Genomic DNA, 25,835 nt, shown 5'->3' with positions numbered 1-25,835 from the left:
CGGCCGCGCGGATCCGCGCCGGCCCCGAGGGCCGGCCGCTCAGCCCGCGAACGCGTCGCGCACGGCGTCGTACTCGCGGGTCCACCAGACCACCAGGGCCGACACCGCGGGAAACTGCGGGTCGGCCCTTCGGTCGTCGAGCTCGTAGCGCCAGCGCAGTATCCAGAAGTCGTTGAGGCGTTCCCACCACACCCGGTGGGCCGCGGCGGCCATCTCCGCCGCGTCCGCTCCGGCCGCCCGGCGGTAGGCCCGCGCGTAGGCCCGCACCTTCGGCAGGTCGAGCTGCCCCGCGGGCTGGACGAAGAAGATGGCCGCCGCCCGCACCGCCTCCTCCGCCCGGGGCTGCACGCCGAGCCGGTCCCAGTCGACGATCGCGGCCGGTTCCGCGCCCCGGTAGAGCAGGTTCAGCGGGTGGAAGTCGCCGTGCACCCAGCCGCCCGCCCGGCCCGGTGGCGGGCGCCGGTCCGCGTGTTCCTCCAGCAGGGCGCGGCGTTGCAGCAGCCGGTGCTCGGCGAGGGTGTCGAAGGAGTCGCGGGGCCTGGCGGCGCGGGCCAGCCGCAGCAGGGACTCGATCAGGGTGAAGGTCTCCTCGGGATCCGCGCCGGCGTACGCGTCGGGGCCCTCGGGCCGCTCGGCCGGGTCCATGACCTGGGCGAGGCGGGTGTGCACCGTGCCGAGCAGCGAGCCGAGGCGCCGGGACTGGCCGGCGGTGAGCTGTGCCCCGTCGCGGTGGCGACCGTCGATCCACGGGTGGAGCGCGTAGCAGCGGCCGCCGATGACGGCGACGGTCGACCCGGCGGTGTCCTCCACCGGCGGGGCGACGGGCACCCCGAGGGCGTGGAGGCGGCGGGTGGCCCGGTGCTGGCGGGCGATGGCGTCGTGGTCGCCGTCGAGATGGTGCTTGAGGAAGTAGGCCCCGCGGGTGGTGGCGAGGCGGTAACCGCGGTTCAGGAGCCCCAGGGCGACCGGACGGCAGGAAAGCGGTTCGCCCACGTCCGGGTAGCGACGCAGCAGCGGAACAAGGGGCGGATCATTAACAGATGAGCGCGGCACCTGTCAGATGTTAGATCACTCAGCGTGTCGTCATGGATGCTCTTCGAAATAGTCCATGGTGTGCACGGTCACGAAGTGCGGGTCGATGCGGAGGTAGACCGGCCGGAAGTCCTGGCCGTCGATCCGGTGCGGGCGGGCGCCGAACTCCCGCACCTGCTCCTCGGTCGGCTCCGCGATCCGGGCGGTACCGGTGAACTGCACCGACCAGAGGGCCGCCGCGCCGGTGTTCAGATTGTCGGCCCCGTAGGCCACCACGCTGCCGTTGCAGGCGTGGTGGTAGTCGAATCCGCCGTGCATACGCAGCAGCACGGTGCCGCCGGCCACGATGTGGCGGGCGGGCGCGACGAAGGGCATCGCGCGCATGCTGGTGGCCAGTCGCCCGTAGCAGACCCGGGTGAGCAGCTCGATGGCACGGCGTTCGTCGGTGGACATGACCTCCACTGTCCGCCACCGGGAGGGGTCGGCAGAAGGGCATCCCGACCCGATCCCGGCCGGGCCGAAAGTCCCGCACACCGCTCCCGGCGGCGTGCGCGGGGCCGCCGCGCGCCGCCCGAACGGGTGATGCCGCGCGGGGTGCCTCCGCTGACGCCGGGCCCTCGCGGCCCCCGCGCCGGGCCCCGTCGCCGCCCCGCGTCAGCCCCTCGCGCCCGGTGTTCAGGCCTTCGCCGCCCCGCGCCGGCCCCCGCCGCGGCCCGGTGCTCGGGCCCCGCCCCGCCCCGCCGCTCAGGCCCCGTCGCGCTCGCGCTCCACCTGGCGTCGCGCCACATAGGCCGCCGCCTGCGAGCGGCGCTCCATGCCCAGCTTGGAGAGCAGGCTGGAGACGTAGTTCTTGATGGTCTTCTCGGCGAGATGCAGCCGCTCGCCGATGGCCCGGTTCGTCAGCCCCTCGCCGATCAGGTCCAGGATCCGCCGCTCCTGGTCGGTCAGATGGGCCAGGAGGTCGTCGCCGCGGGGCTTGTTGCCGTCCCGCAGGCGCTCCAGGACACGCGCGGTGGCCACCGGGTCCAGCAGCGACCTGCCGGCGGCGACGTCCCGTACCGCGGTCAGCAGCTCGTTGCCCCGGATCGCCTTCAGGACGTAGCCCGAGGCACCCGCCATGATCGCGTCGAAGAGCGCCTCGTCGTCGGCGAAGGAGGTGAGCATCAGGCACGCGATGTTCTCGTTCTGCGAACGGATCTCGCGGCACACCTCCACCCCGCTCCCGTCGGGCAGCCGGACGTCGAGGACGGCCACGTCCGGGGCGGTCGCCACGATCCTGACCAGGGCGTCTGCCGCCGTACCCGCCTCGCCGACGACCTCGATGTCGGCCTCCCCGGAGAGCAGCTCATGGACGCCGCGGCGCACTACCTCGTGGTCGTCGACCAGGAATACGGTGATTTTTCCTTCTTCGCGCACGCGGGCAGTCTCACACATCGACTCTTCCCGTGCCCGGGGTGCGCCATATAACGTGCCCCCTGTTCCGGCGGCCCGCAGGGCTGTGACCAGTGGTTGTTCCCCTATCTCTCGATTTACTTGGAAATCCAAGCAAAATCGCAGGTCAAATGGGGTTTCGCAGTAATGCTCCCCACTGGGTAACGTGCCTATGACAGGGTGTTCGCCGGGGCACCTGTCACGCCTGACGTCCGGCCTGCCGCACACACCCCGTGCGCGGACCGGACATCGGGCGAGCCGCACTGGCCTCACCGGCGGACCCCGGGGGCCGGACCGACGGAGGAGCACGCACGTGACCGTGGAGAGCACTGCCGCGCGCAAACCGCGACGCAGCAGCAAGCGCGCAAGCGCAGCCGGAAAGCCACAGAGTTCCGAGCCCCAGCTCGTACAGCTGCTGACGCCCGAGGGCGTCCGCGTCGAGCATCCGGAATACGCCATCGACCTGAGCGCGGACGAGCTGCGCGGGCTGTACCGGGACATGGTGCTGACCCGCCGCTTCGACGGGGAGGCCACCGCCCTCCAGCGCCAGGGCGAACTCGGCCTGTGGGCCTCGCTGCTCGGCCAGGAGGCCGCCCAGATCGGCTCGGGACGCGCCCTGCGCGACGACGACTACGTCTTCCCGACCTACCGCGAGCACGGCGTCGCCTGGTGCCGCGGGGTCGACCCGACGAACCTGCTCGGCATGTTCCGCGGCGTGAACCACGGCGGCTGGGACCCGAGCACCAACAACTTCCACCTGTACACGATCGTCATCGGCTCGCAGACGCTGCACGCCACCGGCTACGCGATGGGCGTGGCCAAGGACGGCGCGGACTCCGCCGTGATCGCGTACTTCGGCGACGGCGCCTCCAGCCAGGGCGACGTGGCCGAGTCCTTCACCTTCTCCGCGGTCTACAACGCCCCGGTCGTGTTCTTCTGCCAGAACAACCAGTGGGCGATCTCCGAGCCCACCGAGAAGCAGACCCGGGTGCCGCTCTACCAGCGCGCGCAGGGCTTCGGCTTCCCCGGCGTCCGCGTCGACGGCAACGACGTGCTCGCCTGCCTGGCCGTGACCCGGTCGGCGCTGGAGCGCGCCCGCCGCGGCGAGGGCCCGACCCTGGTCGAGGCGTTCACCTACCGGATGGGCGCCCACACCACCTCGGACGACCCCACCAAGTACCGCCACGACGACGAGCGGCAGGCGTGGGAGGCGAAGGACCCGATCCAGCGCCTGCGCACCTACCTGGAGAACGAGGGCCACGCGGACGCCGCCTTCTTCACCGCCCTGGACGAGGAGAGCGACGCCCTCGCCAAGCGCGTGCGCGAGGCCGTGCGGGCCATGCCCGACCCCGAGGACATGGCGATGTTCGACCACATCTACGCCGACGGCCACGCGCTCGTCGACGAGGAGCGCGCCGAGTTCGCCGCCTACCAGGCGTCGTTCGCCGAGGAGGGCAAGTAAGCCATGGCCGCACAGAAACTCCCTCTCGCCAAGGCGCTCAACGAGTCGCTGCGCAAGGCCCTGGAGACGGACCCCAAGGTCCTGATCATGGGTGAGGACGTCGGCAAGCTCGGCGGCGTCTTCCGTATCACCGACGGCCTCCAGAAGGACTTCGGCGAGGACCGGGTCATCGACACCCCGCTGGCCGAGTCCGGCATCGTCGGCACCGCGATCGGTCTGGCGCTGCGCGGCTACCGGCCCGTGGTGGAGATCCAGTTCGACGGGTTCGTCTTCCCGGCGTACGACCAGATCGTCACCCAGCTCGCCAAGATGCACGCCAGGGCGCTCGGCAAGATCAAGCTGCCCGTCGTCGTGCGCATCCCCTACGGCGGCGGCATCGGCGCGGTCGAGCACCACTCCGAGTCCCCCGAGGCGCTCTTCGCGCATGTCGCGGGCCTCAAGGTGGTCTCCCCCTCCAACGCCTCCGACGCCTACTGGATGCTCCAGCAGGCCATCCAGAGCGACGACCCGGTGATCTTCTTCGAGCCGAAGCGCCGCTACTGGGACAAGGGCGAGGTCGACACCGAGGCCATCCCCGGCCCCCTGCACACGGCGCGCGTCGCCCGGGAGGGCGCCGACCTCACCCTGGCGGCCTACGGCCCGATGGTGAAGGTCTGCCTGGAGGCCGCCGCGGCCGCCCAGGAGGAGGGCAAGTCGATCGAGGTCGTGGACCTCCGGTCGATGTCGCCGATCGACTTCGACACCATCCAGACCTCGGTCGAGAAGACCCGGCGGCTGGTCGTGGTGCACGAGGCCCCGGTCTTCTACGGCTCCGGTGCGGAGGTCGCGGCGCGCATCACCGAGCGCTGCTTCTACCACCTGGAGGCCCCGGTGCTCAGGGTCGGCGGATTCCATGCCCCGTACCCGCCGGCCCGCCTGGAGGAGGAGTACCTTCCGGGACTGGACCGGGTGCTGGACGCCGTCGACCGCTCGCTCGCGTACTGAGGGGTGCCGTGACCATGACCGCAGACACTTCCCTGCGTTTCCGCGAGTTCAAGATGCCCGACGTGGGCGAGGGACTCACCGAGGCCGAGATCCTCAAGTGGTACGTCCAGCCCGGTGACACCGTCACCGACGGCCAGGTCGTGTGCGAGGTCGAGACGGCGAAGGCGGCCGTCGAGCTGCCGATCCCGTACGACGGCGTCGTCCACGAGCTCCGCTTCGAGGAGGGGACCACCGTGGACGTCGGCACGTCGATCATCACGATCGACGTGGCGCCCGGGTCGGCCCCCGCCGACCAGGCCCCGGCCCCCGAGCCCGTGGCCGCCGCGGAGCCCGCGCCCGCCGTCGAGGAGGAGGAGAAGCCGAAGGGCCGTCAGCCCGTGCTCGTCGGCTACGGCGTCGCCGAGTCCTCCACCAAGCGCCGGCCGCGCAAGCAGACGGCCGCCGTGCCGGAGCAGGCCGCCGTCGCGATCCAGGCCGAGATGAACGGCCACGGCACCGCGGCGGACACCCGTCCGCTGGCGAAGCCGCCGGTCCGCAAGCTCGCCAAGGACCTGGGCATCGACCTGGCCACGGTGACGCCGACCGGTCCCGACGGGATCATCACCCGGGAGGACGTCCACGCAGCGGCGGCCCCGGCTCCCGCGCCGGCGGCCGCGGAGCCCGCGCCCGCCGCGGTGCCGGTGGCGGTGGCGGCCGAGCCCGTCGCGCCCGGCGCCCGCGAGACCCGCGTCCCGATCAAGGGCGTGCGCAAGGCGACGGCGGCGGCGATGGTGGGCAGCGCGTTCACCGCGCCGCACGTCACCGAGTTCGTCACCCTCGACGTGACCCGCACCATGAAGCTCGTCGAGGAGCTGAAGGCCGACAAGGACATGGCGGGGCTGCGGGTCAACCCGCTGCTGCTGATCGCCAAGGCCCTGCTGGTCGCCATCAAGCGCAACCCGGGGATCAACGCGTCCTGGGACGAGGCCGCCCAGGAGATCGTCCAGAAGCACTATGTGAACCTGGGCATCGCCGCGGCCACCCCGCGCGGTCTGATCGTGCCGAACATCAAGGACGCGCACGACAAGACCCTGCCCGAACTGGCCGCCGCGCTCGGCGACCTGGTCGCCACCGCCCGCGAGGGCAAGACCACCCCGGCGGCGATGCAGGGCGGCACGGTGACCATCACCAATGTCGGCGTCTTCGGCGTCGACACGGGCACGCCCATCCTCAACCCGGGCGAGTCCGCCATCCTCGCGGTCGGTGCGATCAAGCTCCAGCCGTGGGTCCACAAGGGCAAGGTCAAGCCGCGGCAGGTCACCACGCTCGCGCTCTCCTTCGACCACCGCCTGGTCGACGGCGAGCTGGGCTCCAAGGTCCTCGCCGATGTGGCGGCGGTCCTGGAGCAGCCCAAGCGGCTGATCACCTGGGCGTGACGTCCGCCCTGTCCTGTTTCACGTGAAACGCCGGGAGGCCCGGGCCTCTTGAGCGTCCGGTGGTCTCCCGCTCCGGCGGGAGAGCACCGCTGCCGGAGAGCCCCGTCCGCATCGCGGACGGGGCTTTCTGGTTGAAGTCTGTTGTATCTATGCTGTGTGCATGCCTGCTCCAGCCCCTGCCCCGGCCACCGCTCCCACCAAGCAGCCACCCGCCGCCGAACGCGTCTACGCGCACATCAAGCAGGCCGTGCTCGACCGCGAGTACGAGGGCGGCACCCTGCTCACCGAGGGCGAACTGGCCGACGCCGTGGGCGTCTCGCGCACCCCGGTCCGGGAGGCGCTGCTCAAGCTGGAGGTCGAGGGGCTGATCAAGCTCTACCCCAAGAAGGGCGCCCTGGTGCTCGCCGTCTCCGCGCAGGAGATCGCGGACGTGGTGGAAACCCGGCTGCTGGTCGAGGAGTTCGCCGTCCGCAAGGCCGTGCCCGCCCCCGCCCGGCTGATCGCCCGGCTGGAGGAACTGCTCGACGAGCAGCGCCGCCACCTCGACGCGGGCGACCTGGCCGCCTTCGCCGTCAGCGACCGCTGCTTCCACGCCGAGATCGTCCGCCACGCCGGGAACGAGATCCTCTCCAAGCTCTACGACCAACTGCGCGACCGCCAGCTCCGCATGGGCGTCGCCATCATGCAGGCCCTCCCCGACCGGGTGACCCGCAACTACGCGGAGCACGGCGAGATCCTCGACCGGATCCGGGCCGGCGACGCCGACGGCGCGGCCGGCTGCGTGCGCCGCCACCTCGGCCGGGTCAAGGACCTGGTCCGCGGTGAGGACCGGTGAGCGCCTCCTCCCACGGGGTCTCGCTGCCCGGCGATCCCCCCGGCGGCCGGCGGGCCGCCGCGATCTGGGGCATCGGCGTCGCCGTCTACTTCGTCGCCGTCATCTTCCGGACCTCGCTCGGGGTCGCCGGACTGGACGCCGCCGACCGCTTCGACGTCAACGCCTCGGCCCTGTCCACCTTCTCCATCCTCCAGCTCCTCGTCTACGCGGGCATGCAGATACCCGTCGGGCTGATGGTCGACCGGCTCGGCACCAAGAAGGTCCTCACCCTCGGCGTCGTACTGTTCACCGTCGGCCAGCTCGGCTTCGCGCTGTCGCCCTCCTACGGCATGGCGCTCGCCTCCCGGGCCCTGCTCGGCTGCGGCGACGCCATGACCTTCATCAGCGTGCTGCGCCTCGGCGCCCGCTGGTTCCCGGTGCGCAAGGGCCCCCTGGTGGCCCAGGTCGCCGCCCTGTTCGGCATGGCGGGCAACCTGGTCTCCACGCTGCTGATCGCCCGCATGCTGCACGGCCTCGGATGGACCGCGACGTTCGCCGGCAGCTCCGCCGCGGGACTGGTCGTCCTCGTCCTGCTGGTGCTCTTCCTCAAGGACCATCCCGAGGGCCACGAGCCGCCTCCCGTGCACCACCGGGGCACGGCCTTCGTGCGGCGTCAGATCGCCGCGTCCTGGCGCGAACCCGGCACCCGGCTGGGGATGTGGGTGCACTTCACCACCCAGTTCCCCGCGATGGTGTTCCTGCTGCTCTGGGGGATGCCCTTCCTCGTCGAGGCACAGCACCTCACCCGCGAGACCGCCGGCGCGCTGCTGACCCTCGTGGTGGCCTCCAACATGGTCGTCGGCCTCGTCTACGGCCAGATCATCGCCCGCCACCACGCCGCCCGCGCGCCGCTGGCGCTCGGCACCATCGGCGCGAGCGCGCTGCTGTGGGCCGCGACCATCGCCTACCCGGGCGACGAGGCGCCGATGTGGCTGCTGATCACCCTGTGCGCCGTCCTCGGGGCATGCGGCCCCGCGTCGATGATCGGCTTCGACTTCGCCCGCCCGGCCAACCCGCCCGAGCGGCAGGGCACCGCGTCCGGCATCGTCAACATGGGCGGCTTCGTCGCCTCGATGACCACGCTGTTCGCGGTCGGCGTCCTGCTGGACGCGACGGGCGACAACTACCGGATCGCCTTCACGTCCGTCTTCGTCCTCCAGGCGCTCGGCGTCACCCAGATCCTGCGGCTGCGCTCCCGCACCGCGCGCCGGGAGCGGGAGCGCCTGGTCGCGAGCCGTGTGGAGGCCGTGCACGTACCGGCGTGAGAATCCCGGCCGTTCGCGCACCGGCGTGAGGATCCGGCCGTGCGCGCACCCGGCGCGGGGATCCCGGTCATGCGCACCCGGCGCGGGGGCGTCGAACGTGCGAGGTGCGGGGGCGTCGAACGTGCGGGGTACCGGGCGTGAGGGCCCGGGGCCTCGGCCGCCGGGTCGCTACGGGGTGACCGCCAGCACCCGCAGGATCGCCTCGGCCAGCTCCGTGTCGCCGTCCACCTTGACCCGGTCCGCCACCGCGGCGGGCCGGACCCGGCCGCAGGCCAGCCGGTAGAACGTCTCCCAGTCGGTGGCCAGCGTCACCAGCGGGCCCAGCGACGGCGAACCGTCCACCGTGCCGCGGCCCTCCGCGTCCACCCGGACCGTCCGCAGGAACTCGACGGGACCGCTCACGTCGAAGACGACCGCCGACTGCGCGGGGGCGCCCGCGTCCTTGGCGACGACCTTCGGCAGCGCCTCGATCAGGAAGTCACGGGCGACGTAGGCGCCCGGGGAGTCGAGGTTGCCGGGCGCGTTGAGCGCCACCCGCAGGTCCTGCTCGTGCACCCAGGTGTCGAACGCGCGCTTGCGGTAGGCGACTTCCAGGGTCTGCTCGGTGCCCAGCGGGGCGCGGACCGCCGTGTCCGGCGTCCGGCTCTCGTTGCGGAGCTGACGGGCCCGGCGGATCAGCACGTACTCCAGCTCGGAGGTCATCTCCGGCGCGGTGTGGTGCCGGCGCACGTCGACCTGCATCTCCATGTACCGGGCGAACTCGCTCTGGACGTGGTAGAGATCACGGGGCAGCGAGTGGATGGGGCGGGGGTCGCCGAGCATCTCGCACTCCATGCCGATGACATGCGAGACGATGTCGCGCACCGACCAGCCCGGGCACGGTGTGGCACGGTTCCACTCGCCCTCGACGAGCGGCTGCACCAGCTCGGCTATCGCTTCGACTGCGTGGGTCCAGGCATCGGCGTAGTTCTGCAGGCTGGGATGGACGGTCACGGGACCCCTCGGCGGTCGTACGCGGGCAAACTGGACTGGCAGCGCTGGTGGGGTCCGGGGGTGGCCCCCGGATAGGCACAGTACGCTGCCGGAAGGCACCCCGGCAGTGCTTTCGTGTGACGATCGTAGGCCGTGTTGACGACTCGAATGCCAGGACGGTGGTAGTGTGCGCGCCTCCCTCGTGCAGATCTCGGTAGAACCGGATGAATCGGTGGACTCCCGCCGGCGTCGCGTCGCCTCCCTGGTGCGCGCGCAGAGGGGTGCGGACCTGGTGGTCCTCCCCGAGCTGTGGCCCGTCGGGGCCTTCGCGTACCAGCAGTTCGAGGACGAGGCCGAGAAGCCGGACGGGCCGACCTTCCAGGTGATGGCCGAGGCGGCGAAGGACGCCGGGGTGTGGCTGCACGCCGGCTCCGTCGTCGAGAAGGCCGCCGACGGCACCCTCTACAACACGTCCCTGGTCATCTCCCCCACGGGCGGGCTCGCCGCCGCCTACCGCAAGATCCACCGCTTCGGCTTCGACAAGGGCGAGGCGGTCATGATGGGCGCCGGCCGCGACCTCGTCACGGTCCCCGTCCCCGGCGGGCTCACCCTCGGCCTCGCCACCTGCTACGACCTGCGCTTCCCCGAACTCTTCCGGGGGCTCACCGACGCGGGCGCGCAGGCGCTGGTGATCCCGGCGGGCTGGCCGGCCCGCCGGCGCGACCACTGGACCCTGCTGGCCCGCGCCCGCGCCGTCGAGAACCAGGCGTACGTCCTGGCCTGCGGCACCGCGGGGACGCACGCCGGAGTGGAGCAGGCCGGGCACAGCATCGTCGTCGACCCCTGGGGCGAGACCCTCGCGGAGGCCGGCCCCGGCGAGGAGGTGCTCACCGTGGACCTCGACCCCGCGAAGGTGGAGTCCACCCGCGAGGTCTTCCCGGCGCTGAAGGACCGGCGGCTGGGGCTGCCGGTCCCGGAACGGCCGCGGGACTGAGCCCGGCGGCTCAGTCCTCCTCGCGTTCCCGCTCCGCCATCCTGATCACGCACACCGCGACGGCGATGAGCAGCGCGGCGTCGGCGTCCTCGCGGACCACGTCCACGCCGTAGGTGTCCCGGAGTGTCAGCCACCGCCGCGAGATGTGGGCCAGGAGTTCGCCCTCGTACTCCACGACGAACTCCCGGTCCAGGATCCGTCCGCTCACATCGAGCTCCGTCCCCTCGGCGAGGCTGACCCGGAAGTGGTTCCGCAGCAGGGACAGCCGCTTGCGCCGGATGGTCGCCAGCGGCTTCCCCTCCTGCTCGACGGTCATCGCCCCGCGCAGGCTGAACAGCTTCTGCCGCAACGTCACCAGCACGAACCCGCTGGGATCCTTCAGCTCCAGCGTGTCCCGCAGCCGCAGCGCCTTCCCGTCGACGAGAAAGGCGTGCCGCCCGTGCTCGTCCTCGATCCAGTAGTCGTCACCGATGGCGAAGATCTTGTCGCGTACCAGGTATTTCATGGGGGTCGCATACCCGGTGGGCGGCGGGGGAGCGTTCGTGTTACCCGAAGAGGTGAAGATCGCGGTGGGGGGTGCGCGGGATTTCCCGCGGGGGCGGGGGGTGGGTGGGGCTTGGTGGGGCTGAGGCGTATCGATCATTCATGAGGGGGTGGGGGGATTCGCAGGAACGTTGTGCCGGTCGGGCCGGTATTTCCGCCGGGGAATCGGTAGGCCATTCCTCCGCTACTGTCGGCCGCCGAACGACGGTCCGGAGTCGAATCCCTGGGGGATACGGATGAAGAACGTTTCTCTTGCGTTCGGCGCTGCGCTGCTGCTCGCCGTCGCGTCGGGCAGCTCTGCGGGTGCCATCAGCGACAGCTCCAAGCGCTCGATCGGAGGCGGCGTCAGCCTTCAGGCGAACGCCTGGGAGTGCAATCTGTGGGCGAAGGCATGTGACTGGAAGACCTCGACCAAGGTGTACCGGGGCAAGCAGCGGCAGACGATGGAATGGGTGAAGAACGTCGCCCAGATCACGGGCAGGGGCGGCTCCGTCTCCATCGGCGGCAGTGGGACGGGCGTCAGCGGCAGCGGAAGCGCGGGGACGCACTCTTTCGAGTGGACAAACACCAACAACTGGACCTCTGACCTGGCCGGTCAGGCGCGTTCCGGCTACCTCTCCCTGGTCTGGGGCATCGAGACCTGCTCGTACGCCTCCACGGCACACGAGAGGCTCGGTATCAAGGGCACGGCATCCGCTTGCGCGGGCTGAGGAGTCGGGTATGACCAGGAGAGCGCTGCCGCGATCGACATGGGCGATCACGCTGACGCTGACCGGCGCGGTCCTCGCGGCCTTCGTCGGACTGCGCGTCTTCGGCAATCTTGTCGATTTCACGGACGACCATCGGGTCCCGCTCTCCGGTCAGCAAAGGCAATTGATGGCCGATCTGGAGGAATTCCGCGCCGATGACGGCATGTTCGTGGCGGCCGTGGGATCTGCCGCGCGCCCGGGGCTGTACGAATCCGCTCACGGTCTGCTGGCTCTCCAGTCCATGACCGGGCACAAGGTGCCTGTGCGTACTCGCCACGAAGTGCTTCGGAAGGATTTCGCGGCGGAGATGCGGCGGGAGCCTTTCAGTTCTCTGCTGTGGCTCTCGGACATCGAAAAGGCCACGGGTCGGACCATGCATGATCGGGAAGATGCCGGCGCCCTCATGGAGCACTTCGTCGCGGAGGGGTTCTTCCGGGATCCCGGGACCGGGACCGACGACGTCTCGGCACGGTTGCACGACACGGCGGGCGCCTTGGAGGCGCTGGACCGGTTCGGGGCGAAGCTTCCGCAGGAGCGGCGGGCCGCGGTGCGGAAATGGCTCGGCACGGCTGACGCGGAGGCTCCCGACGCACCGGTGCAGATCTACCACGCCGTGAGGATCGCCGCGTTGACCGGTGCCGAGGTCCCCCGGGACGCGGCCGGGCGGAGCCGCCTGTGGTGGCAGAGCACGGGCTCCGAGGTGGCGTCGCCGCGTACCGAGGAGGACGTTGTCGAGGCGGCCTACTACGTGCTCCTGGCCGATGAGCTGAACCTCGACGTGGCCGGGCAGCGCGAGCGCCTCCGCGCCATCCTCGATCCCGGAGAGCCCGCCTCGAACGACACCCAGGTCTCCTCGTTGATCGCCCGGGCGTGGACGCGTCTTGACGGGCCGCCGGCGGAACTCGCACCGATCGAGGACCGGATCCGCTCACGCCAACTGCCCTCGGGACTCGTCTCCTCCGTGCAGCAGAGGCAGGGCTCGTTGACGTCCACGTACGAGGTGGCGAAGCTGCGCATGATCGCGGCCCTGCCGAGCTCGGATCCTCGACTCAGGGACGCACTGGGCGCTGTGCGGCAGACGGTCATGGCCGAGGGGGATCCCCTGCTGAGCGGTGCCTGGCTCTTCCTCATGGACGCGACGGGCGCCGAGGTACGGGCGACGGACAGACGGAGAGTCGTCGCGGCTGTGAAGGCCGCCGCACCGCGTGCCGTCGAAGCGCGCAATGTCGACGTCTGGAACCGCTACACAGAAATTCTGCAAGGCCTCGACGAGCCCGTTCCCGCTGTCTCCCTGACCGAGTGGCAGCCCACCAGCGCTCAGCACCGCTACGCCCGATCCCTGCTGATCATCGGCCTCGACCGGGCGGAGCAACTCGACCGGCTGACCCACCGGCCCCGCCCCGGGGAGCTGGTCTCCGAGGCGGAGGGCCGGCTGAAGGACGGAACCGTCAGAGAAGCTGCCGAGGCGCTGAGCGCCGCAAGTGCCCTCGGATGGACCCCCACGGACGACGACGCCGAGCGCATCACCGCGTTGCTGGAGAAGCGGCGGGACTGTCCCGGGGCGTCGGCGTTCTACCGGGACAGTGCGGGGGACGGCGAGTGCGGGGTGCCGGGGACGCGGGCGGCGTACCGGATCAGTGCGCTGCTCGAAGGCGCCGTGCCCGCGATCACCCGGAACCCGTGAGGACGCGCGTGGAAGCCGTACTGGGAGCCCATCGGCTCAGCCTGTCCCACCAGGGCCCCGACGGGCCGGTCGCCGCCGTGCGGGACGTGTCGTTCGAGGTCGCGGCCGGTGAGATCGTCGCCCTGGTCGGGCGGTCGGGGAGCGGCAAGACGAGCCTGCTCATGGCGCTGGGCCTGCTGGCGACGCCCGGCGCCGGAACCGTCCTCGTGGAGGGCCGGGACACGGCCGGGCTGGCGGACGCCGAGCTGTCCGCGCTGCGCCGCGACCGCATCGGCTTCGTGTTCCAGGCGTTCAACCTGCTGCCCCAGTTCACCGCCCAGGAGAACGTCGCGATGGCCCATCGCTCCGGGCTGCGCGGGGGCGCGGAACGGGCCGCGCGGCTGCTGGGCGAGGTCGGGCTCGGGCACCGGCTGAGGCACCGGCCGCAGCAGCTCTCCGCCGGGGAGCAGCAGCGGGTCGCCGTCGCGCGGGCACTGGTCAACGCGCCCGCCGTGGTGCTCGCCGACGAACCGACGGGCAACCTGGACGCCGAGACCGAGTCCGACGTGCTCGACGTGCTCACCACCGGCGCGGCCGGCAGCGGCTGCGCCGTGCTGCTGGTCACCCACAGCGCCGGTGTGGCCTCCCGGGCCGGCCGGGTGCTGCGCATGGCGGACGGGCTGTGCGCCGAGGACCCGGAGCACGACGCACCCCGGAAGGCCACCCCATGAAGCCGCTGCACCACGGGCTGCTGAACGCCCGCCGTTTCGCGAGGCGTTCGTTCGCCTCGGGGCTCGCCCTCGCGCTGTGCGGCATGCTCTCGCTGGCCGCCGCGACCGTCGTCCGCGGCGCCGAGCGGTCCGCCGAGGCGACGCTGTCCACCGGGACGGGTTTGCGGCAGATCGATCTGGAGGCGCGCACCGACGAGTCCACGGCCAAGCGGCTCACCCCGGCGGCGCTCACCGCGGTGGCGGGTCTGCCCGGTGTCCGGTCGGTCGAGCCCGTCGTGCAGGCGTCCTTCGACAGCGGTCCCGACGAGAGCCTGCCGCCGTTCCTGCTCCACGCGACCTCGGCGCGCGCCTCCGTGCCCCCGCCGCTGCTGGAGCGGGCGCGGGCCGAGGTCTTCCCCCTGAAGGGCGCCGAGGTCGTCCTCCCGGCCGTCGGCGACGGACAGGACCTGTCCGGCCTGCTCGGCCGGACGGTGTCCGTGGGCTACATCCAGCGCATCGGCGAGAACCGCGGCACCGGTGTCACCGACCGGATCACCGTCGTCGGGCTCTACGACCCCGCCTGGCAGATCGACGGGCCGAACGCCGCCTACGCGGCCACCCCGCTGGTGGCCAAGTGGGCGGCGGCGCGGGAAGGGGTGGAGGTCGGGCGGTTCCTCGGGACGCGGGGGTTCGCCAGGGCGACGGTGGTGACGGCGGGGCCGGAGGCGGTCGACGGGGTGCTGGAGCGGCTGCACGAGCAGCGCTTCCACGCGTACGCGGTGGCCGACCGGGTGCGGGAGCTGCCGGTGCTGCTGGAGCTGTTCCGCTGGGGGGCGCTGCTCATGCTCGGGCTGCTGGTCGTCGCGGCGGCCGTCACCGGGGCCGGGATGGGCAGCGGACTGCTGCGCGAGCGGGTGCACGAGATCGGGCTGCTCCGGGCCGTGGGCCGGACCCGGCGGGAGGTGGCGGCCGTGTTCGCCGTCGAGATCGGGGCCACGGGGCTGGCCGCGGGCGCCGCCGGTGCGCTGTGCGGCGCGGTGGGCGGTGCGCTGGTCGTCCGGGGGCTGGCGGGGATGGAGGTCTTCGCCGGGCATCTGCCGGCCGGCCCGGTGCTGCCCGGCCCGTGGGCCGTGGCGGCGACCCTGCTGCTCCCGGTGGCCGCCGTCCTGACCGGCGCCGCCCGGCCGCTGCGCCGCGCCGTGCGCACCGACCCGACCCGGGCGCTGCGGGACTGGTGATCCCGCGGGGCGGCGGCGCGGCGGGCGTCGCACGCGCGTGATCCGGTGTTCGCACCCGGATGGCACCCTTGAACCATGAACGATGCCGTCCCGGCGCCCACCCCCGCGCCCGCCCCCCGCCGTGCCCGTGTCCGTGCCCCCGAGCTGATCGGCAAGGGCGGCTGGCTGAACACGGGGGGCACCGAACTCACCCTCGCCGACCTGCGAGGACGGATCACGATCCTCGATTTCTGGACGTTCTGCTGCATCAACTGCCTGCACGTCCTCGACGAGCTCCGGGAGCTCGAGGAGAAGCACCGGGACACCGTCGTGATCATCGGTGTGCACTCGCCGAAGTTCGTGCACGAGGCGGAGCACCGGGCCGTGGTCGACGCGGTCGAGCGCTACCAGGTGCACCACCCGGTGCTGGACGACCCCGAGCTGGCCACCTGGAAGCAGTACGCGGTGCGCGCCTGGCCGACGCTGGTCGTCATCGACCCGGAGGGGTACGTCGTCGCCCAGCACGCCGGCGAGGGCCACGCCCACGCGATCGAGCGCCTGGTGGCGGAGCTGGAGGCCGAGCACGAGGCCAAGGGCACCCTGCGGCGCGGGGACGGCCCGTACGTCGCGCCGGAGCCGGTGGCGACCGACCTCCGCTTCCCCGGCAAGGCGCTGCGGCTGCCGTCCGGGAACTTCCTGGTGTCCGACTCGACCCGGCACGAGCTGGTCGAGCTGGCGGCGGACGGCGAGAGCGTGGTGCGGCGCACCGGCGGCGCCGGCGTGTTCAACGAGCCGCAGGGGCTGGCGCTGCTGCCCGACGGCCGGGTTGCCGTCGCCGACACCGTGCACCACCAGCTCAAGGCGTACGACCCGGTGACCGGCGCGGTCGAGCTGCTCGCGGGCACGGGCCGGCAGTGGTGGCAGGGTTCGCCGACGTCGGGCCCGGCCACCGAGGTGGCGCTGTCGTCGCCGTGGGACGTGGCCTGGTGGAACGACCGGCTGTGGATCGCGATGGCGGGGGTGCACCAGCTCTGGACGTACGACCCCGAGGCGGGGACCGTGCAGGTCGCGGCCGGTACGACGAACGAGGGGCTGGTCGACGGACCGGCCGCCGAGGCGTGGTTCGCGCAGCCGTCCGGGCTCGCCGCCGCCGGTGAGCGGCTGTGGATCGCCGACTCCGAGACCAGCTCGGTGCGCTGGATCGGCACCGACGGCGTCGTGCACACGGCCGTCGGCACCGGTCTCTTCGACTTCGGGCACCGCGACGGCGAGGCCGGGCAGGCGCTGCTCCAGCACCCGCTGGGCGTGACGGCGCTGCCCGACGGGTCGGTGGCGATCAGCGACACCTACAACCACGCGCTGCGGCGCTTCGATCCGGCGTCCGGCGAGGTGACCACGCTCGCCACCGACTTGCGGGAGCCGAGCGGCGCGGTGCTCGACGGCGACGAGATCGTGGTCGTGGAGTCGGCCCGGCACCGGCTGACGCGGCTGCGGCTCCCGGAGGAGGCGGTACGCGTGGAGGCGGTGGCGCACCGCACCCGGCGGGCGGCCACCGATGTGGCGCCGGGGGCGCTGCGGCTCGACGTGGTGTTCCAGGCGCCGGCCGGGCAGAAGCTGGACACCCGCTACGGGCCGTCGACCCGGCTGCTCGTCTCGTCCACGCCGCCGGAGCTGCTGCGTGCGGGCGACGGGGCGGGGACGGATCTGTCCCGGGAGCTGGAGATCGACCCGGAGGTCACCGAGGGCGTGCTGCACGTCTCGGCGATGGCGGCGTCCTGCGACGACGACCCGGCGAACGAGTACCCGGCCTGCCATGTGCACCAGCAGGACTGGGGCGTCCCGGTCCGGGTGACGGCGGACGGCGCCGCCCGGCTGCCGCTGGTGCTGGCGGGCATGGACGAGCCGCGGGCCTGACGCGCGGCGGGTACGGCGGCGCCCCGGGGGAGTCCGGGGCGCCGTCGTGCCGTGCGCGGAGGCGGTCTCGGCGTCCGCCGCCCCTCCGGGCCGCGTTCGCGGTCGGAAGGGCGGAAGGACGGAAGGGCGTGAAGCGCGGAAGGGCGCGGACGCGCCGTCCCCCTGCCGCTCAGGCTCGGGCGGCAGGGGGCCGGCGGCAGCGGCGCCGGTCGGCCGGCGGGTGCGGGGCTCAGCCCTCCAGGAAGGCGACCAGCGCGTTGGCCAGCAGGTACGGGTCGTCGGCGCCGCAGAGCTCGCGGGCGCTGTGCATGGAGAGGATGGCGACGCCGATGTCCACCGTGTGGATGCCGTGCCGGGCGGCCGTGATGGGGCCGATGGTGGTGCCGCAGGGCATGGCGTTGTTGGAGACGAACGTCTGCCACGGCACGCCGGCCCTCTCGCAGGCCGCGGCGAACACGGCCCGGCCGGAGCCGTCGGTGGCGTAGCGCTGGTTGACGTTGACCTTGAGGATCGGGCCGCCGTTGGCGCGCGGGTGGTGGGTCGGGTCGTGGCGCTCGGCGTAGTTGGGGTGGACGGCGTGGCCGGTGTCGGAGGACAGGCAGACCGTGCCCGCGTAAGCGCGGGCGCGGTCCTCCAGGCTGCCGCCGCGGCTGTGCACCGAGCGTTCGAGCACGGAGCCGAGCAGCGGCCCGTCGGCGCCGGTGTCCGACTGGGAGCCGTTCTCCTCGTGGTCGAAGGCGGCGAGCACCGGGATGTACGGGAGGTCCTCGCGCCCGGCGACGGCGGCGAGCGCGGCGGTGCCGGCGTGCACGGAGAGCAGGTTGTCCATCCGGGGCCCGGCCAGCAGCTCCCGGTCGCGGCCCAGGTAGGCGGGCTTCTCGACGGGGTGGACCATCAGGTCCCAGCCGGTGGTCTCGCCCTCGGCGATGCCGGCCTCCTCCTCCAGGAAGGCGATCAGGTCGCCCTCCTGCACCTCGCCGAGGCCCCAGATCGGCTGCATGTGCCGCTGGCGGTCGAGCTTGAGCCCGTCGGTGTTGACGGAGCGGTCGAGGTGGACGGCGAGCTGCGGGACGCGCAGCAGCGGACGGTCGACGTTCACCAGCCGGTGGGTGCCGTCGCGCAGGGTCAGCCGGCCCGCGAGGCCGAGGTCGCGGTCGAGCCAGGTGTTGAGCAGGGTGCCGCCGTAGACCTCGACGGCGATCTGGCGCCAGCCGTGGGAGCCGGTGTCCGGCAGCGGCTTGACGTGCAGATTGGGGGAGTCGGTGTGGGCGCCGACGATGCGGAACGGGGTGTGCGCAGCCGCGCCCTCGGGCACGTACCAGGCGATCAGGGCGCCGCCGCGCAGCACGTACCGGCCGCCGGCGGTGCCGTCCCAGGCGTCCGTCTCCCGCACCTGGCGGAAGCCCGCCTTCTCCAGCCGCCCGGCCGCCTCGGCGACCGCGTGGTAGGGCGTCGGCGATGCGGCGAGGAACGACATCAGGTCGTCGGTGTGGCCGCGGTCGAACGGAGGGGTGCTCGCCGGACGGGTGGGGGCGGGTTCGCTGCTGCTCATGATGTTCACCTTAACGAGGGGCGCCGCGCGCGGTGGTTGCCGCTGCGCCGCCCCCGGTCGGCGGCCGGTGGGCCGCGGCGGGCGGTTGACATGACACGGCCGCCGCCCGAGGGTTCGGACGGCGGCCTGGTGCCTGTGTACCGCAGAGCCTAGAACGCGGCCTCGTCGAGGTCCATGAGGGACCCGTCGACGCTCTCGGCGAGCGCGCGCTCGACGGAGACGCCGGGCAGGACGTTGGCGGCGAAGAACTTCGCGGCCGCGATCTTGCCCTGGTAGAACGGCACGTCCTTGGCTGAGGCCGTCTCCAGCTTCTCGGCGGCCACGGCGGCGCCGCGCAGCAGCAGGTAGCCGACGACGACGTCGCCGGAGACCATCAGCAGGCGGGTGGTGTTGAGGCCGACCTTGTAGATGCTCTTGACGTCCTCGCCGGTGGCGATGAGGTCGTTGGTCATGGTGCCGACGATCGCCTCCAGGTCGACGGCGGCCTTCGCCAGGGCGTCGCGGGCGCCGGCGAGCTCCTCGCCGCCGGTGCCGACGGCCAGGAACTTCTTGATCTCCTCGGAGAGCGTGTTCAGGGCCTGGCCCTGGTCGCGCACGATCTTGCGGAAGAAGTAGTCCTGGCCCTGGATGGCCGTGGTGCCCTCGTAGAGGGTGTCGATCTTGGCGTCCCGGATGTACTGCTCGATCGGGTACTCCTGCAGGTAGCCGGAGCCGCCGAAGGTCTGCAGGGACTGGGCGAGCTGCTCGTACGACTTCTCGGAGCCGTAGCCCTTGACGATCGGCAGGAGCAGGTCGTTGAGGGCGACGAGGGACTTGGCGTCCTCGCCGGTGGCCTCCTTGACGGCGATCTCGTCCTGGACGGCGGCCGTGTAGAGCACCAGGGCGCGCATGCCCTCGGCGTAGGCCTTCTGTGTCATCAGGGAGCGGCGCACGTCGGGGTGGTGGGTGATGGTGACCTTGGGGGCCGACTTGTCGGCGAAGTTCACCAGGTCCTGGCCCTGGACGCGCTCCTTGGCGTACTCCAGCGCGTTCAGGTAGCCGGTGGAGAGGGTGGCGATGGCCTTCGTGCCGACCATCATCCGGGCGAACTCGATGATCATGAACATCTGGCGGATGCCGTCGTGCTTGTCGCCGATCAGCCAGCCCTTGGCGGGGTGCTGGTCGCCGAAGGTCATCTCGCAGGTGTTGGAGGCCTTGAGGCCCATCTTGTGCTCGACGTTGGTCGCGTAGACGCCGTTGCGCTCGCCCAGCTCGCCGGTCTCCCAGTCGAAGTGGTACTTCGGCACCAGGAAGAGGGACAGGCCCTTGGTGCCCGGACCGGCACCCTCGGGGCGGGCGAGGACGTAGTGGAGGATGTTCTCCTCCATGTCGTGCTCACCGGAGGTGATGAAGCGCTTGACGCCCTCGATGTGCCAGGAGCCGTCCTCCTGCTGCACGGCCTTGGTGCGGCCGGCGCCCACGTCCGAGCCGGCGTCCGGCTCGGTGAGGACCATGGTGGAGCCCCAGCGCTTGTCGACCGCGATCTGCGCGACCTTCTTCTGCGCCTCGTTGCCCTCCTCGAAGAGGATGCCGGCGAACGCCGGGCCCGAGGAGTACATCCAGATGGCCGGGTTCGAGCCGAGCAGCAGCTCCGCGTAGGACCAGATCAGGGAGCGCGGCGAGGTGGTGCCGCCGATCTCCTCGGGCAGGCCGAGGCGCCAGTACTCGGAGTCCATGAAGGCTTCGTAGCTCTTCTTGAAGCTCGCGGGGACGGGCGCGGTGTTGGTGGCGGGGTCGAAGACCGGCGGGTTGCGGTCGGCCTCGGCGAAGGAGCCGGCCAGCTCGTTCTCCGCGAGCCGGGCGATCTCCTCCAGGATCGACTTGGCGGTGTCGACGTCCATCTCCGCGAACGGGCCGGTGCCGTACAGCTTGTCGCGCCCGAGGACCTCGAAGAGGTTGAACTCGATGTCGCGGAGATTCGACTTGTAGTGCCCCATGGCGACGGCTCCGTAAGACTCGGAAGTTGGACGAACGGTCCACGTACCAGTAAGTAGCTCCGATGATGCTACCCGTCGGTAATAAGATGCAACCCCGATCGGGACAACTGTGACTCGTTACTCTTGCGGGCATGTACGGCTACGACCAGACCCCGGGCTCCCAGCAGCAGCAGTACGTGCCGCAGCAGCCCTCCTACGGGCAGCAGCCGCTGTACCCGGAACCGTCGCCGCCGTCCCTCGCGGACGCGGTGCGCGCCTTCACCACCGGGGCGATGTCGGCCGAGGACTTCCAGCAGATCTTCGCCACCTCGAAGGTCTACTGCCCGCGTGGCGACAACCCCGGCTTCCTGGCGCTGCACAACACGCAGCAGCCGGTGATCCCGATGTTCACCACGCTCAAGGAGCTGCGCCGGTACGCGGGCAAGGAGTCGAAGTACTTCGTCATCACCGGCGCCGAGGTGATCGACCTGCTGCCCACGGGGTACGGCTTCGTGCTCGACATGGAGGGCGACCACCGCATGGTCTTCGACGCGAAGGCCGTGGAGCAGATGGTCGACTTCGCCATGCGCCGGATGTACGGCTAGGGCTCGCCCAGGCCTGCGGCCTGGCGCGGGGCCGCGGGACGCCCGGGAGGAATACCTCCCGGGCGTCCGTGGTTTGCGGTGGCAAGAAGTTCATTCTTCAACTAAAGTGGTCGCACAAGGAGGTCCCCGCCATGCCTGCAGTGACTGTCGAGAACCCACTCACCCTGCCCCGCGTCGCCGCGCCCGCCGATGCCGTCTCCCGGCCGGTGCGCACCGTGACCACCGCGCCCACGGGATTCGAGGGGGAGGGGTTCCCGGTGCGCCGCGCGTTCGCCGGCATCAACTACCAGCACCTCGACCCGTTCATCATGATGGACCAGATGGGTGAGGTGGACTACGCCCCCGGAGAGCCGAAGGGCACCCCCTGGCACCCCCACCGCGGCTTCGAGACCGTCACCTACCTGATCGACGGCACCTTCGTCCACCAGGACAGCAACGGCGGCGGCGGCACCATCCAGAACGGCGACACCCAGTGGATGACGGCCGGCAGCGGCCTCCTGCACATCGAGGCGCCCCCGGAGCAGCTCGTCATGTCCGGCGGCCTCTTCCACGGGCTCCAGCTCTGGGTGAACCTCCCCGCGCGCGACAAGATGATGGACCCGCGCTACCAGGACATCCGCGGCGGCCAGGTCCAGCTCCTCACCTCCCCCGACGGCGGCGCGCTGCTCCGGGTGATCGCGGGCGAGCTGGACGGCCACAAGGGCCCGGGCATCACCCACACCCCGATCACGATGATCCACGCGACCCTGCGCCCCGGCGCCCAGGTCAGGATCCCGTGGCGGGAGGACTTCAACGGGCTGGCGTACGTGCTCGCCGGGCGCGGCGCGGTCGGCGACGAGCGCCGTCCGGTGCAGATGGGGCAGACCGCCGTCTTCGGCGACGGCGGCGCGCTCACCGTGTGGGCCGACGACACGCAGAACGGCTCGCACACCGGCGACCTGGAGATCGTCCTGCTCGGCGGGCAGCCGATCCGGGAGCCGATGGCGCACTACGGGCCGTTCGTCATGAACACCCGCGCCGAACTGCAGCAGGCCTTCGAGGACTTCCAGAAGGGCCGGCTCGGCACCGTCCCCGCCGTCCACGGCATGAAGCCCTCCGGCCCGGCCGGGAACTAGCCGGCCCGGCGCCGGCGCCCCCTCACCCCCGTGGCCCGCTCCGGCGGGCTGCGGGGGTGAGTGCGTGATCGGGTGGCAGGGTGACCGGTCCCCAGCCGCAGCCCCTGCTCCCCGAGCCCGTCCGCAGGCTCGCCGCCTGGTGCGCGGCCGCCCTGCTGGTGGCCGGGGTCGCCGGGGTCGGCGTCTGGCTCGTGATCACCCTCAAGACCGCCGTCACCCCCGTGCTGCTGGCGCTGCTCGGCACCGCGCTGCTCGGGCCGCTGCACCGCCGGCTGCTGAAGATGAAGGTGCAGCGTTCCCTCGCCGCCGGGCTGACCTGCGCCGCCGTGCTCGCCGTCGTCGGCGGTGCCGTCTACATCGTGGTCCACGCCCTGCTGGAGACCGGCGACCAGATCGTCGCCTCCGTCCGGCAGGCCGGCCAGGACCTCGCGGACCACTTCGGGGCCGCCGGCACCTCGCTGGACGACATCGCGCACAACGCCAGGGACCTGCTCGGCAAGTTCGGCGGCACCGCCGCCTCCGGGGTGATCTCCGGGCTGAGCGTCGTCGGCGAGATGATCGCCGTCGCCGTCCTCGCCCTGCTGCTGGTCTTCTTCTTCCTGCGCGACTCCGACCGGGCCGTCACCACCCTGCGCTCGATCGTGCCCAGCTCCACCGGCGACGTGGCCGAGGCCATGTCGCGCCGCGCCTTCGGCGCCGTCGAGGGGTTCATGCGCGGGACCACCTTCATCGCCCTGATCGACGCCGTCTGCATCACCGTGGGCCTGCTGATCCTGCGGGTGCCCGGAGCGGCCGGTCTCGGCGCGCTCGTCTTCGTGGGCGCCTACATCCCCTATCTCGGCGCCTTCCTCTCCGGGGCCGTCGCGGTGCTCGTCGCGCTCGCCGACCGGGGCTTCGTCATCGCCCTCTGGGCGCTCGGGGTGGTGCTCGCCGTGCAGGTGCTGGAGGGCCATGTGCTCCAGCCGATGATCCAGAGCCGCACCGTCCAGATGCACCCGGCCGTGGTGATGCTGACGATCACCGCCGGCGCCAGCCTCGCGGGGATCCTCGGGATGCTGCTGGCCGTCCCGGTGACGGCGGCGGCCTTCGGCGTCGTCGGCGAGCTGCGCGACCGCTACGGCACGCCGTCGCCGCCGCCCTCGGGGGCCGGGCCGCCGGACGTCTCGTAGAGCTCGAACCAGATCGACTTGCCGGTGCCGCGCGGATCCACCCCCCAGGCGTCGGCCAGCATCTCCATCAGCACCAGACCGCGCCCCGACGACGCCATCTCGCCGGGCCTGCGCCGGTGCGGCAGCTCGTCGCTGGTGTCCGAGACCTCCACCCGCAGCCGCCTGGCCGGGTCCGTGTGATGGACCTCCGCCACCAGCAGCGCCGTGCCGTCGGTGTGGACGAGCACATTGGTGGCCATCTCCGAGACCATCAGCACCGCGGAGTCGACCTGCTCCGGGTCCGCCCAGTCGTGCAGCAGCTCCCGCACCTGCCGGCGGGCCGCCGAGATCCGCTCCGGCTCCGCCTGGCCGACGCTCATGGCGGTGCGCCGGGTGGGGCGCCGGGACGGCTGGCCCTCGCGGGTGAGCAGCAGCAGCGCGATGTCGTCCTCGCGCCGGTCGGCCAGCGGCCCGGTCGTGTAGTGCGAGGTGGGGCCGTGCACCGCCCGCACCAGATCGTCGGCCAGCTCCTCCAGCGACCCGTCCGCACGGCGTCGCTCCAGCACCCCGCGCAGCCGGGCCCAGCCGGTGTCGAGGTCGTGGCCGCCCGTCTCCAGCAGGCCGTCGGTGCAGATCAGCAGGGTCTCGCCGGCCTCCAGCACGAAGCGTGTCGTCGGGTAGTCGGTGTCCGGGTCGATGCCCAGCGGCAGCCCGCCCTCGGTGGCGCGCAGCAGCACCGTGCCGTCCGCCGTCACCACGCCCGGGTCGGGGTGGCCCGCCCGGGCGATCTCCACCACCCCCGTCGCCGGATCGAACTCCAGGTACAGACAGGTGGCGAACCGGGGCCCGTCGTCGTCCTCGGAGGTGTCGGTGATGCCGTGCAGGAAGCGCGAGGCGCGCGAGAGCACCGCGTCGGGGCTGTGGCCCTCGGACGCGTAGGCGCGCAGCGCGATCCGCAGCTGGCCCATCAGACCCGCGGCCCGTACGTCGTGGCCCTGCACGTCGCCGATGACCAGGGCGATGTTCCCGCGGGACCGTCCGGCACGGGTGGCGCCCCCGCCCGGCAGCGGGATCATGTCGTACCAGTCGCCGCCGACCTGGAGCCCGCCGCCGGTGGGCACGTACCGGGCGGCCACGGTGACGCCCGGGATCCCGGGCGTCACCGTCGGCAGCATGGTGCGCTGGAGTCCGAGCGAGAGCTCCCGCTCGGACTCGGCGGCCCCGGCCCGGGTGAGGGCCTGGGCCAGCATCCGGGCCACCGTGGTGAGCACCGACCGCTCGTCCGGCGTGAACGACACCGGGTGCCGGAAGGCCGCCATCCAGGCGCCCATGGTGCGGCCCGCGACGATCAGCGGCAGGAAGGCCCACGACTCGCGGCCGAAGCGCCGCGCCAGCGGCCAGGTGACGGGGAAGCGGCTCCGGTAGCCCGCCGGGCTCGGCAGGTAGATGGCCCGCCCGGTGCGCACCACCTCGGCCGCGGGGTAGTCGGTGTCCAGGGGCATGTCGGCGAAGGGCTCGTCGTCGCCCGCGCCGTGCCCGTGGTGGCCCACGATCGTCAGCCGGTCCCCGGAGATCCCGAAGACCGCGAGCCCGTCGGGCGAGAAGCCGGGCATGGACAGCGACGCCGAGACCCGCAGCACCTCCTCCGTGGAGCGGGCCTCCGCCAGCGCCCGGCCCGCGTCCAGCAGGAACGCCTCGCGCGAGCGCCGCCAGTCGCCGGTGACCGGCGCCCGGGCGGCCGCGGCGCCGGACTGGTCGGTGACCTCCTGGAGCGTGCCCACCAGCGCGACGCCGCCGTCGCCGGCCTGCGACCGGCCGCGGCTGCGCACGATCCGCAGCACCCGGCCGGTGGCGTCGACGATCCGCAGCCGCGCCTCGGCGACGGTGTCCTCGGCGAACGCCCGTGTCACGACGGCGTCCAGCTCCCCCCAGTCCACCGGGTGGATCCGCGCGCGCACGGCGGACAGCGGAACCTCCTCCGGATCGCCGGGCAGTTCCAGAAGTCTGGCGGCCACGGTGTCGAGAGTGATCGTCCCGGAGTGGTCCCAGCGCCATACGCCGGTCGCCAGGGCGACCAGAACGTCCTCGATGCGCATTGCCTCACTTTAGGCAGATCCGTGCCGGGACCACCCGCCGGGCCCACCGCAGGTGACGGCCGCCTCGCTCCGTGTTGCGTATATGTCAAGGAGAGCGGCGGGGGCCGGGCGGTAACCTTGCCAGGGTTGCCCACCCCCG

The 25,835-nt window shown here is 72.3% G+C and carries 22 protein-coding genes; 14 read left to right on the top strand and 8 right to left on the bottom strand.

Annotated elements, in window-relative coordinates:
- Positions 1 to 39: 39 nt before the first annotated feature.
- The 3 genes from JE024_RS17055 to JE024_RS17045 form a co-directional block, all read right to left on the bottom strand.
- Entirely contained in the window at positions 40 to 1,053 is a 1,014-nt protein-coding gene (locus JE024_RS17055) for a phosphotransferase (RefSeq protein WP_205374417.1), read from the bottom strand.
- 30 nt (positions 1,054 to 1,083) lie between these two features.
- Positions 1,084 to 1,485: a pyridoxamine 5'-phosphate oxidase family protein gene (locus tag JE024_RS17050; protein WP_205374416.1), complete on the bottom strand. Its 402-nt coding sequence runs from the start codon at positions 1,483 to 1,485 to the stop codon at positions 1,084 to 1,086.
- Between the two features lie 291 nt (positions 1,486 to 1,776).
- The gene (locus JE024_RS17045; protein ID WP_280521561.1) at positions 1,777 to 2,448 is read right to left on the bottom strand and encodes a response regulator; all 672 of its coding nucleotides are present in this window, start codon (positions 2,446 to 2,448) and stop codon (positions 1,777 to 1,779) included.
- A gap of 328 nt (positions 2,449 to 2,776) precedes the next feature.
- Here JE024_RS17045 and pdhA point away from each other — a divergent pair, with 328 nt between their 5' ends.
- From pdhA to JE024_RS17020, 5 genes are all read left to right on the top strand, one after another.
- Positions 2,777 to 3,925, top strand: coding sequence for a pyruvate dehydrogenase (acetyl-transferring) E1 component subunit alpha (gene pdhA, locus JE024_RS17040; RefSeq protein ID WP_205374414.1), 1,149 nt, complete (start codon positions 2,777 to 2,779; stop codon positions 3,923 to 3,925).
- Between the two features lie 3 nt (positions 3,926 to 3,928).
- Positions 3,929 to 4,909, top strand: coding sequence for an alpha-ketoacid dehydrogenase subunit beta (locus JE024_RS17035; RefSeq protein ID WP_205374413.1), 981 nt, complete (start codon positions 3,929 to 3,931; stop codon positions 4,907 to 4,909).
- A 14-nt stretch (positions 4,910 to 4,923) separates the two neighbouring features.
- Positions 4,924 to 6,324 (top strand): dihydrolipoamide acetyltransferase family protein, encoded by a 1,401-nt coding sequence (locus JE024_RS17030; protein WP_205374412.1) that lies wholly within the window; start codon positions 4,924 to 4,926, stop codon positions 6,322 to 6,324.
- A gap of 160 nt (positions 6,325 to 6,484) precedes the next feature.
- Positions 6,485 to 7,159 carry a GntR family transcriptional regulator gene (locus JE024_RS17025; RefSeq protein WP_205374411.1) on the top strand — a complete coding sequence of 225 codons (675 nt, stop codon included), beginning with the start codon at positions 6,485 to 6,487 and terminating at the stop codon, positions 7,157 to 7,159.
- Positions 7,156 to 8,463 (top strand): MFS transporter, encoded by a 1,308-nt coding sequence (locus tag JE024_RS17020; protein WP_205374410.1) that lies wholly within the window; start codon positions 7,156 to 7,158, stop codon positions 8,461 to 8,463. The genes JE024_RS17025 and JE024_RS17020 overlap by 4 nt, the downstream gene beginning before the upstream one ends.
- Before the next feature lie 168 nt (positions 8,464 to 8,631).
- Here JE024_RS17020 and JE024_RS17015 read toward each other — a convergent pair whose 3' ends face one another.
- Positions 8,632 to 9,456, bottom strand: a complete 825-nt coding sequence (locus tag JE024_RS17015) for a maleylpyruvate isomerase family mycothiol-dependent enzyme (RefSeq protein ID WP_205374409.1) — start codon at positions 9,454 to 9,456, stop codon at positions 8,632 to 8,634.
- A 166-nt stretch (positions 9,457 to 9,622) separates the two neighbouring features.
- On the opposite strand from JE024_RS17015, the gene JE024_RS17010 reads away from it, so the two are divergent.
- A complete protein-coding gene (locus JE024_RS17010; RefSeq protein ID WP_205374408.1) occupies positions 9,623 to 10,429 on the top strand; it encodes a carbon-nitrogen family hydrolase in 807 nt (268 codons plus the stop codon).
- A 10-nt stretch (positions 10,430 to 10,439) separates the two neighbouring features.
- Here JE024_RS17010 and JE024_RS17005 read toward each other — a convergent pair whose 3' ends face one another.
- Entirely contained in the window at positions 10,440 to 10,934 is a 495-nt protein-coding gene (locus JE024_RS17005; protein WP_205374407.1) for an LURP-one-related/scramblase family protein, read from the bottom strand.
- Positions 10,935 to 11,208: 274 nt separating this feature from the next.
- On the opposite strand from JE024_RS17005, the gene JE024_RS17000 reads away from it, so the two are divergent.
- The 5 genes from JE024_RS17000 to JE024_RS16985 all read left to right on the top strand — a co-directional run bounded on the left by JE024_RS17000 (position 11,209) and on the right by JE024_RS16985 (position 17,225).
- A complete protein-coding gene (locus tag JE024_RS17000; RefSeq protein WP_205374406.1) occupies positions 11,209 to 11,682 on the top strand; it encodes a hypothetical protein in 474 nt (157 codons plus the stop codon).
- 10 nt (positions 11,683 to 11,692) lie between these two features.
- A complete protein-coding gene (locus JE024_RS41125; RefSeq protein WP_244882916.1) occupies positions 11,693 to 13,405 on the top strand; it encodes a hypothetical protein in 1,713 nt (570 codons plus the stop codon).
- A gap of 8 nt (positions 13,406 to 13,413) precedes the next feature.
- Positions 13,414 to 14,115, top strand: a complete 702-nt coding sequence (locus JE024_RS16995) for an ABC transporter ATP-binding protein (protein WP_244882914.1) — start codon at positions 13,414 to 13,416, stop codon at positions 14,113 to 14,115.
- Positions 14,112 to 15,332: an ABC transporter permease gene (locus JE024_RS16990; protein ID WP_205374404.1), complete on the top strand. Its 1,221-nt coding sequence runs from the start codon at positions 14,112 to 14,114 to the stop codon at positions 15,330 to 15,332. Before JE024_RS16995 ends, JE024_RS16990 begins: the two co-directional genes overlap by 4 nt.
- 75 nt (positions 15,333 to 15,407) lie before the next feature.
- Positions 15,408 to 17,225 (top strand): NHL domain-containing thioredoxin family protein, encoded by a 1,818-nt coding sequence (locus JE024_RS16985; RefSeq protein WP_205374403.1) that lies wholly within the window; start codon positions 15,408 to 15,410, stop codon positions 17,223 to 17,225.
- Between the two features lie 229 nt (positions 17,226 to 17,454).
- On the opposite strand, the gene JE024_RS16980 is transcribed toward JE024_RS16985, so the two are convergent.
- Complete coding sequence (locus JE024_RS16980) at positions 17,455 to 18,777, bottom strand: M18 family aminopeptidase (RefSeq protein WP_205374402.1); 1,323 nt, start codon at positions 18,775 to 18,777, stop codon at positions 17,455 to 17,457.
- A gap of 149 nt (positions 18,778 to 18,926) precedes the next feature.
- Positions 18,927 to 20,753, bottom strand: coding sequence for an acyl-CoA dehydrogenase (locus JE024_RS16975; protein WP_205374401.1), 1,827 nt, complete (start codon positions 20,751 to 20,753; stop codon positions 18,927 to 18,929).
- A gap of 131 nt (positions 20,754 to 20,884) precedes the next feature.
- Between JE024_RS16975 and JE024_RS16970 the strand changes: the two genes are divergently transcribed.
- From JE024_RS16970 to JE024_RS16960, 3 genes are all read left to right on the top strand, one after another.
- Complete coding sequence (locus JE024_RS16970; protein WP_205374400.1) at positions 20,885 to 21,337, top strand: SseB family protein; 453 nt, start codon at positions 20,885 to 20,887, stop codon at positions 21,335 to 21,337.
- Positions 21,338 to 21,468: 131 nt separating this feature from the next.
- Positions 21,469 to 22,452, top strand: a complete 984-nt coding sequence (locus JE024_RS16965) for a pirin family protein (RefSeq protein WP_205374399.1) — start codon at positions 21,469 to 21,471, stop codon at positions 22,450 to 22,452.
- Positions 22,453 to 22,532: 80 nt separating this feature from the next.
- Positions 22,533 to 23,621 (top strand): AI-2E family transporter, encoded by a 1,089-nt coding sequence (locus JE024_RS16960; protein ID WP_205374398.1) that lies wholly within the window; start codon positions 22,533 to 22,535, stop codon positions 23,619 to 23,621.
- Here JE024_RS16960 and JE024_RS16955 read toward each other — a convergent pair.
- The gene (locus JE024_RS16955; protein WP_205374397.1) at positions 23,567 to 25,696 is read right to left on the bottom strand and encodes an ATP-binding SpoIIE family protein phosphatase; all 2,130 of its coding nucleotides are present in this window, start codon (positions 25,694 to 25,696) and stop codon (positions 23,567 to 23,569) included. The genes JE024_RS16960 and JE024_RS16955 overlap by 55 nt on opposite strands.
- Positions 25,697 to 25,835 lie beyond the last annotated feature (139 nt).

The sequence above is a fragment of the Streptomyces zhihengii genome (genome assembly GCF_016919245.1).
Lineage (GTDB): Bacteria > Actinomycetota > Actinomycetes > Streptomycetales > Streptomycetaceae > Streptomyces > Streptomyces zhihengii.
Note: the sequence above shows the minus strand (reverse complement) of the source record. Positions and strands in the feature narration are given on the sequence as shown.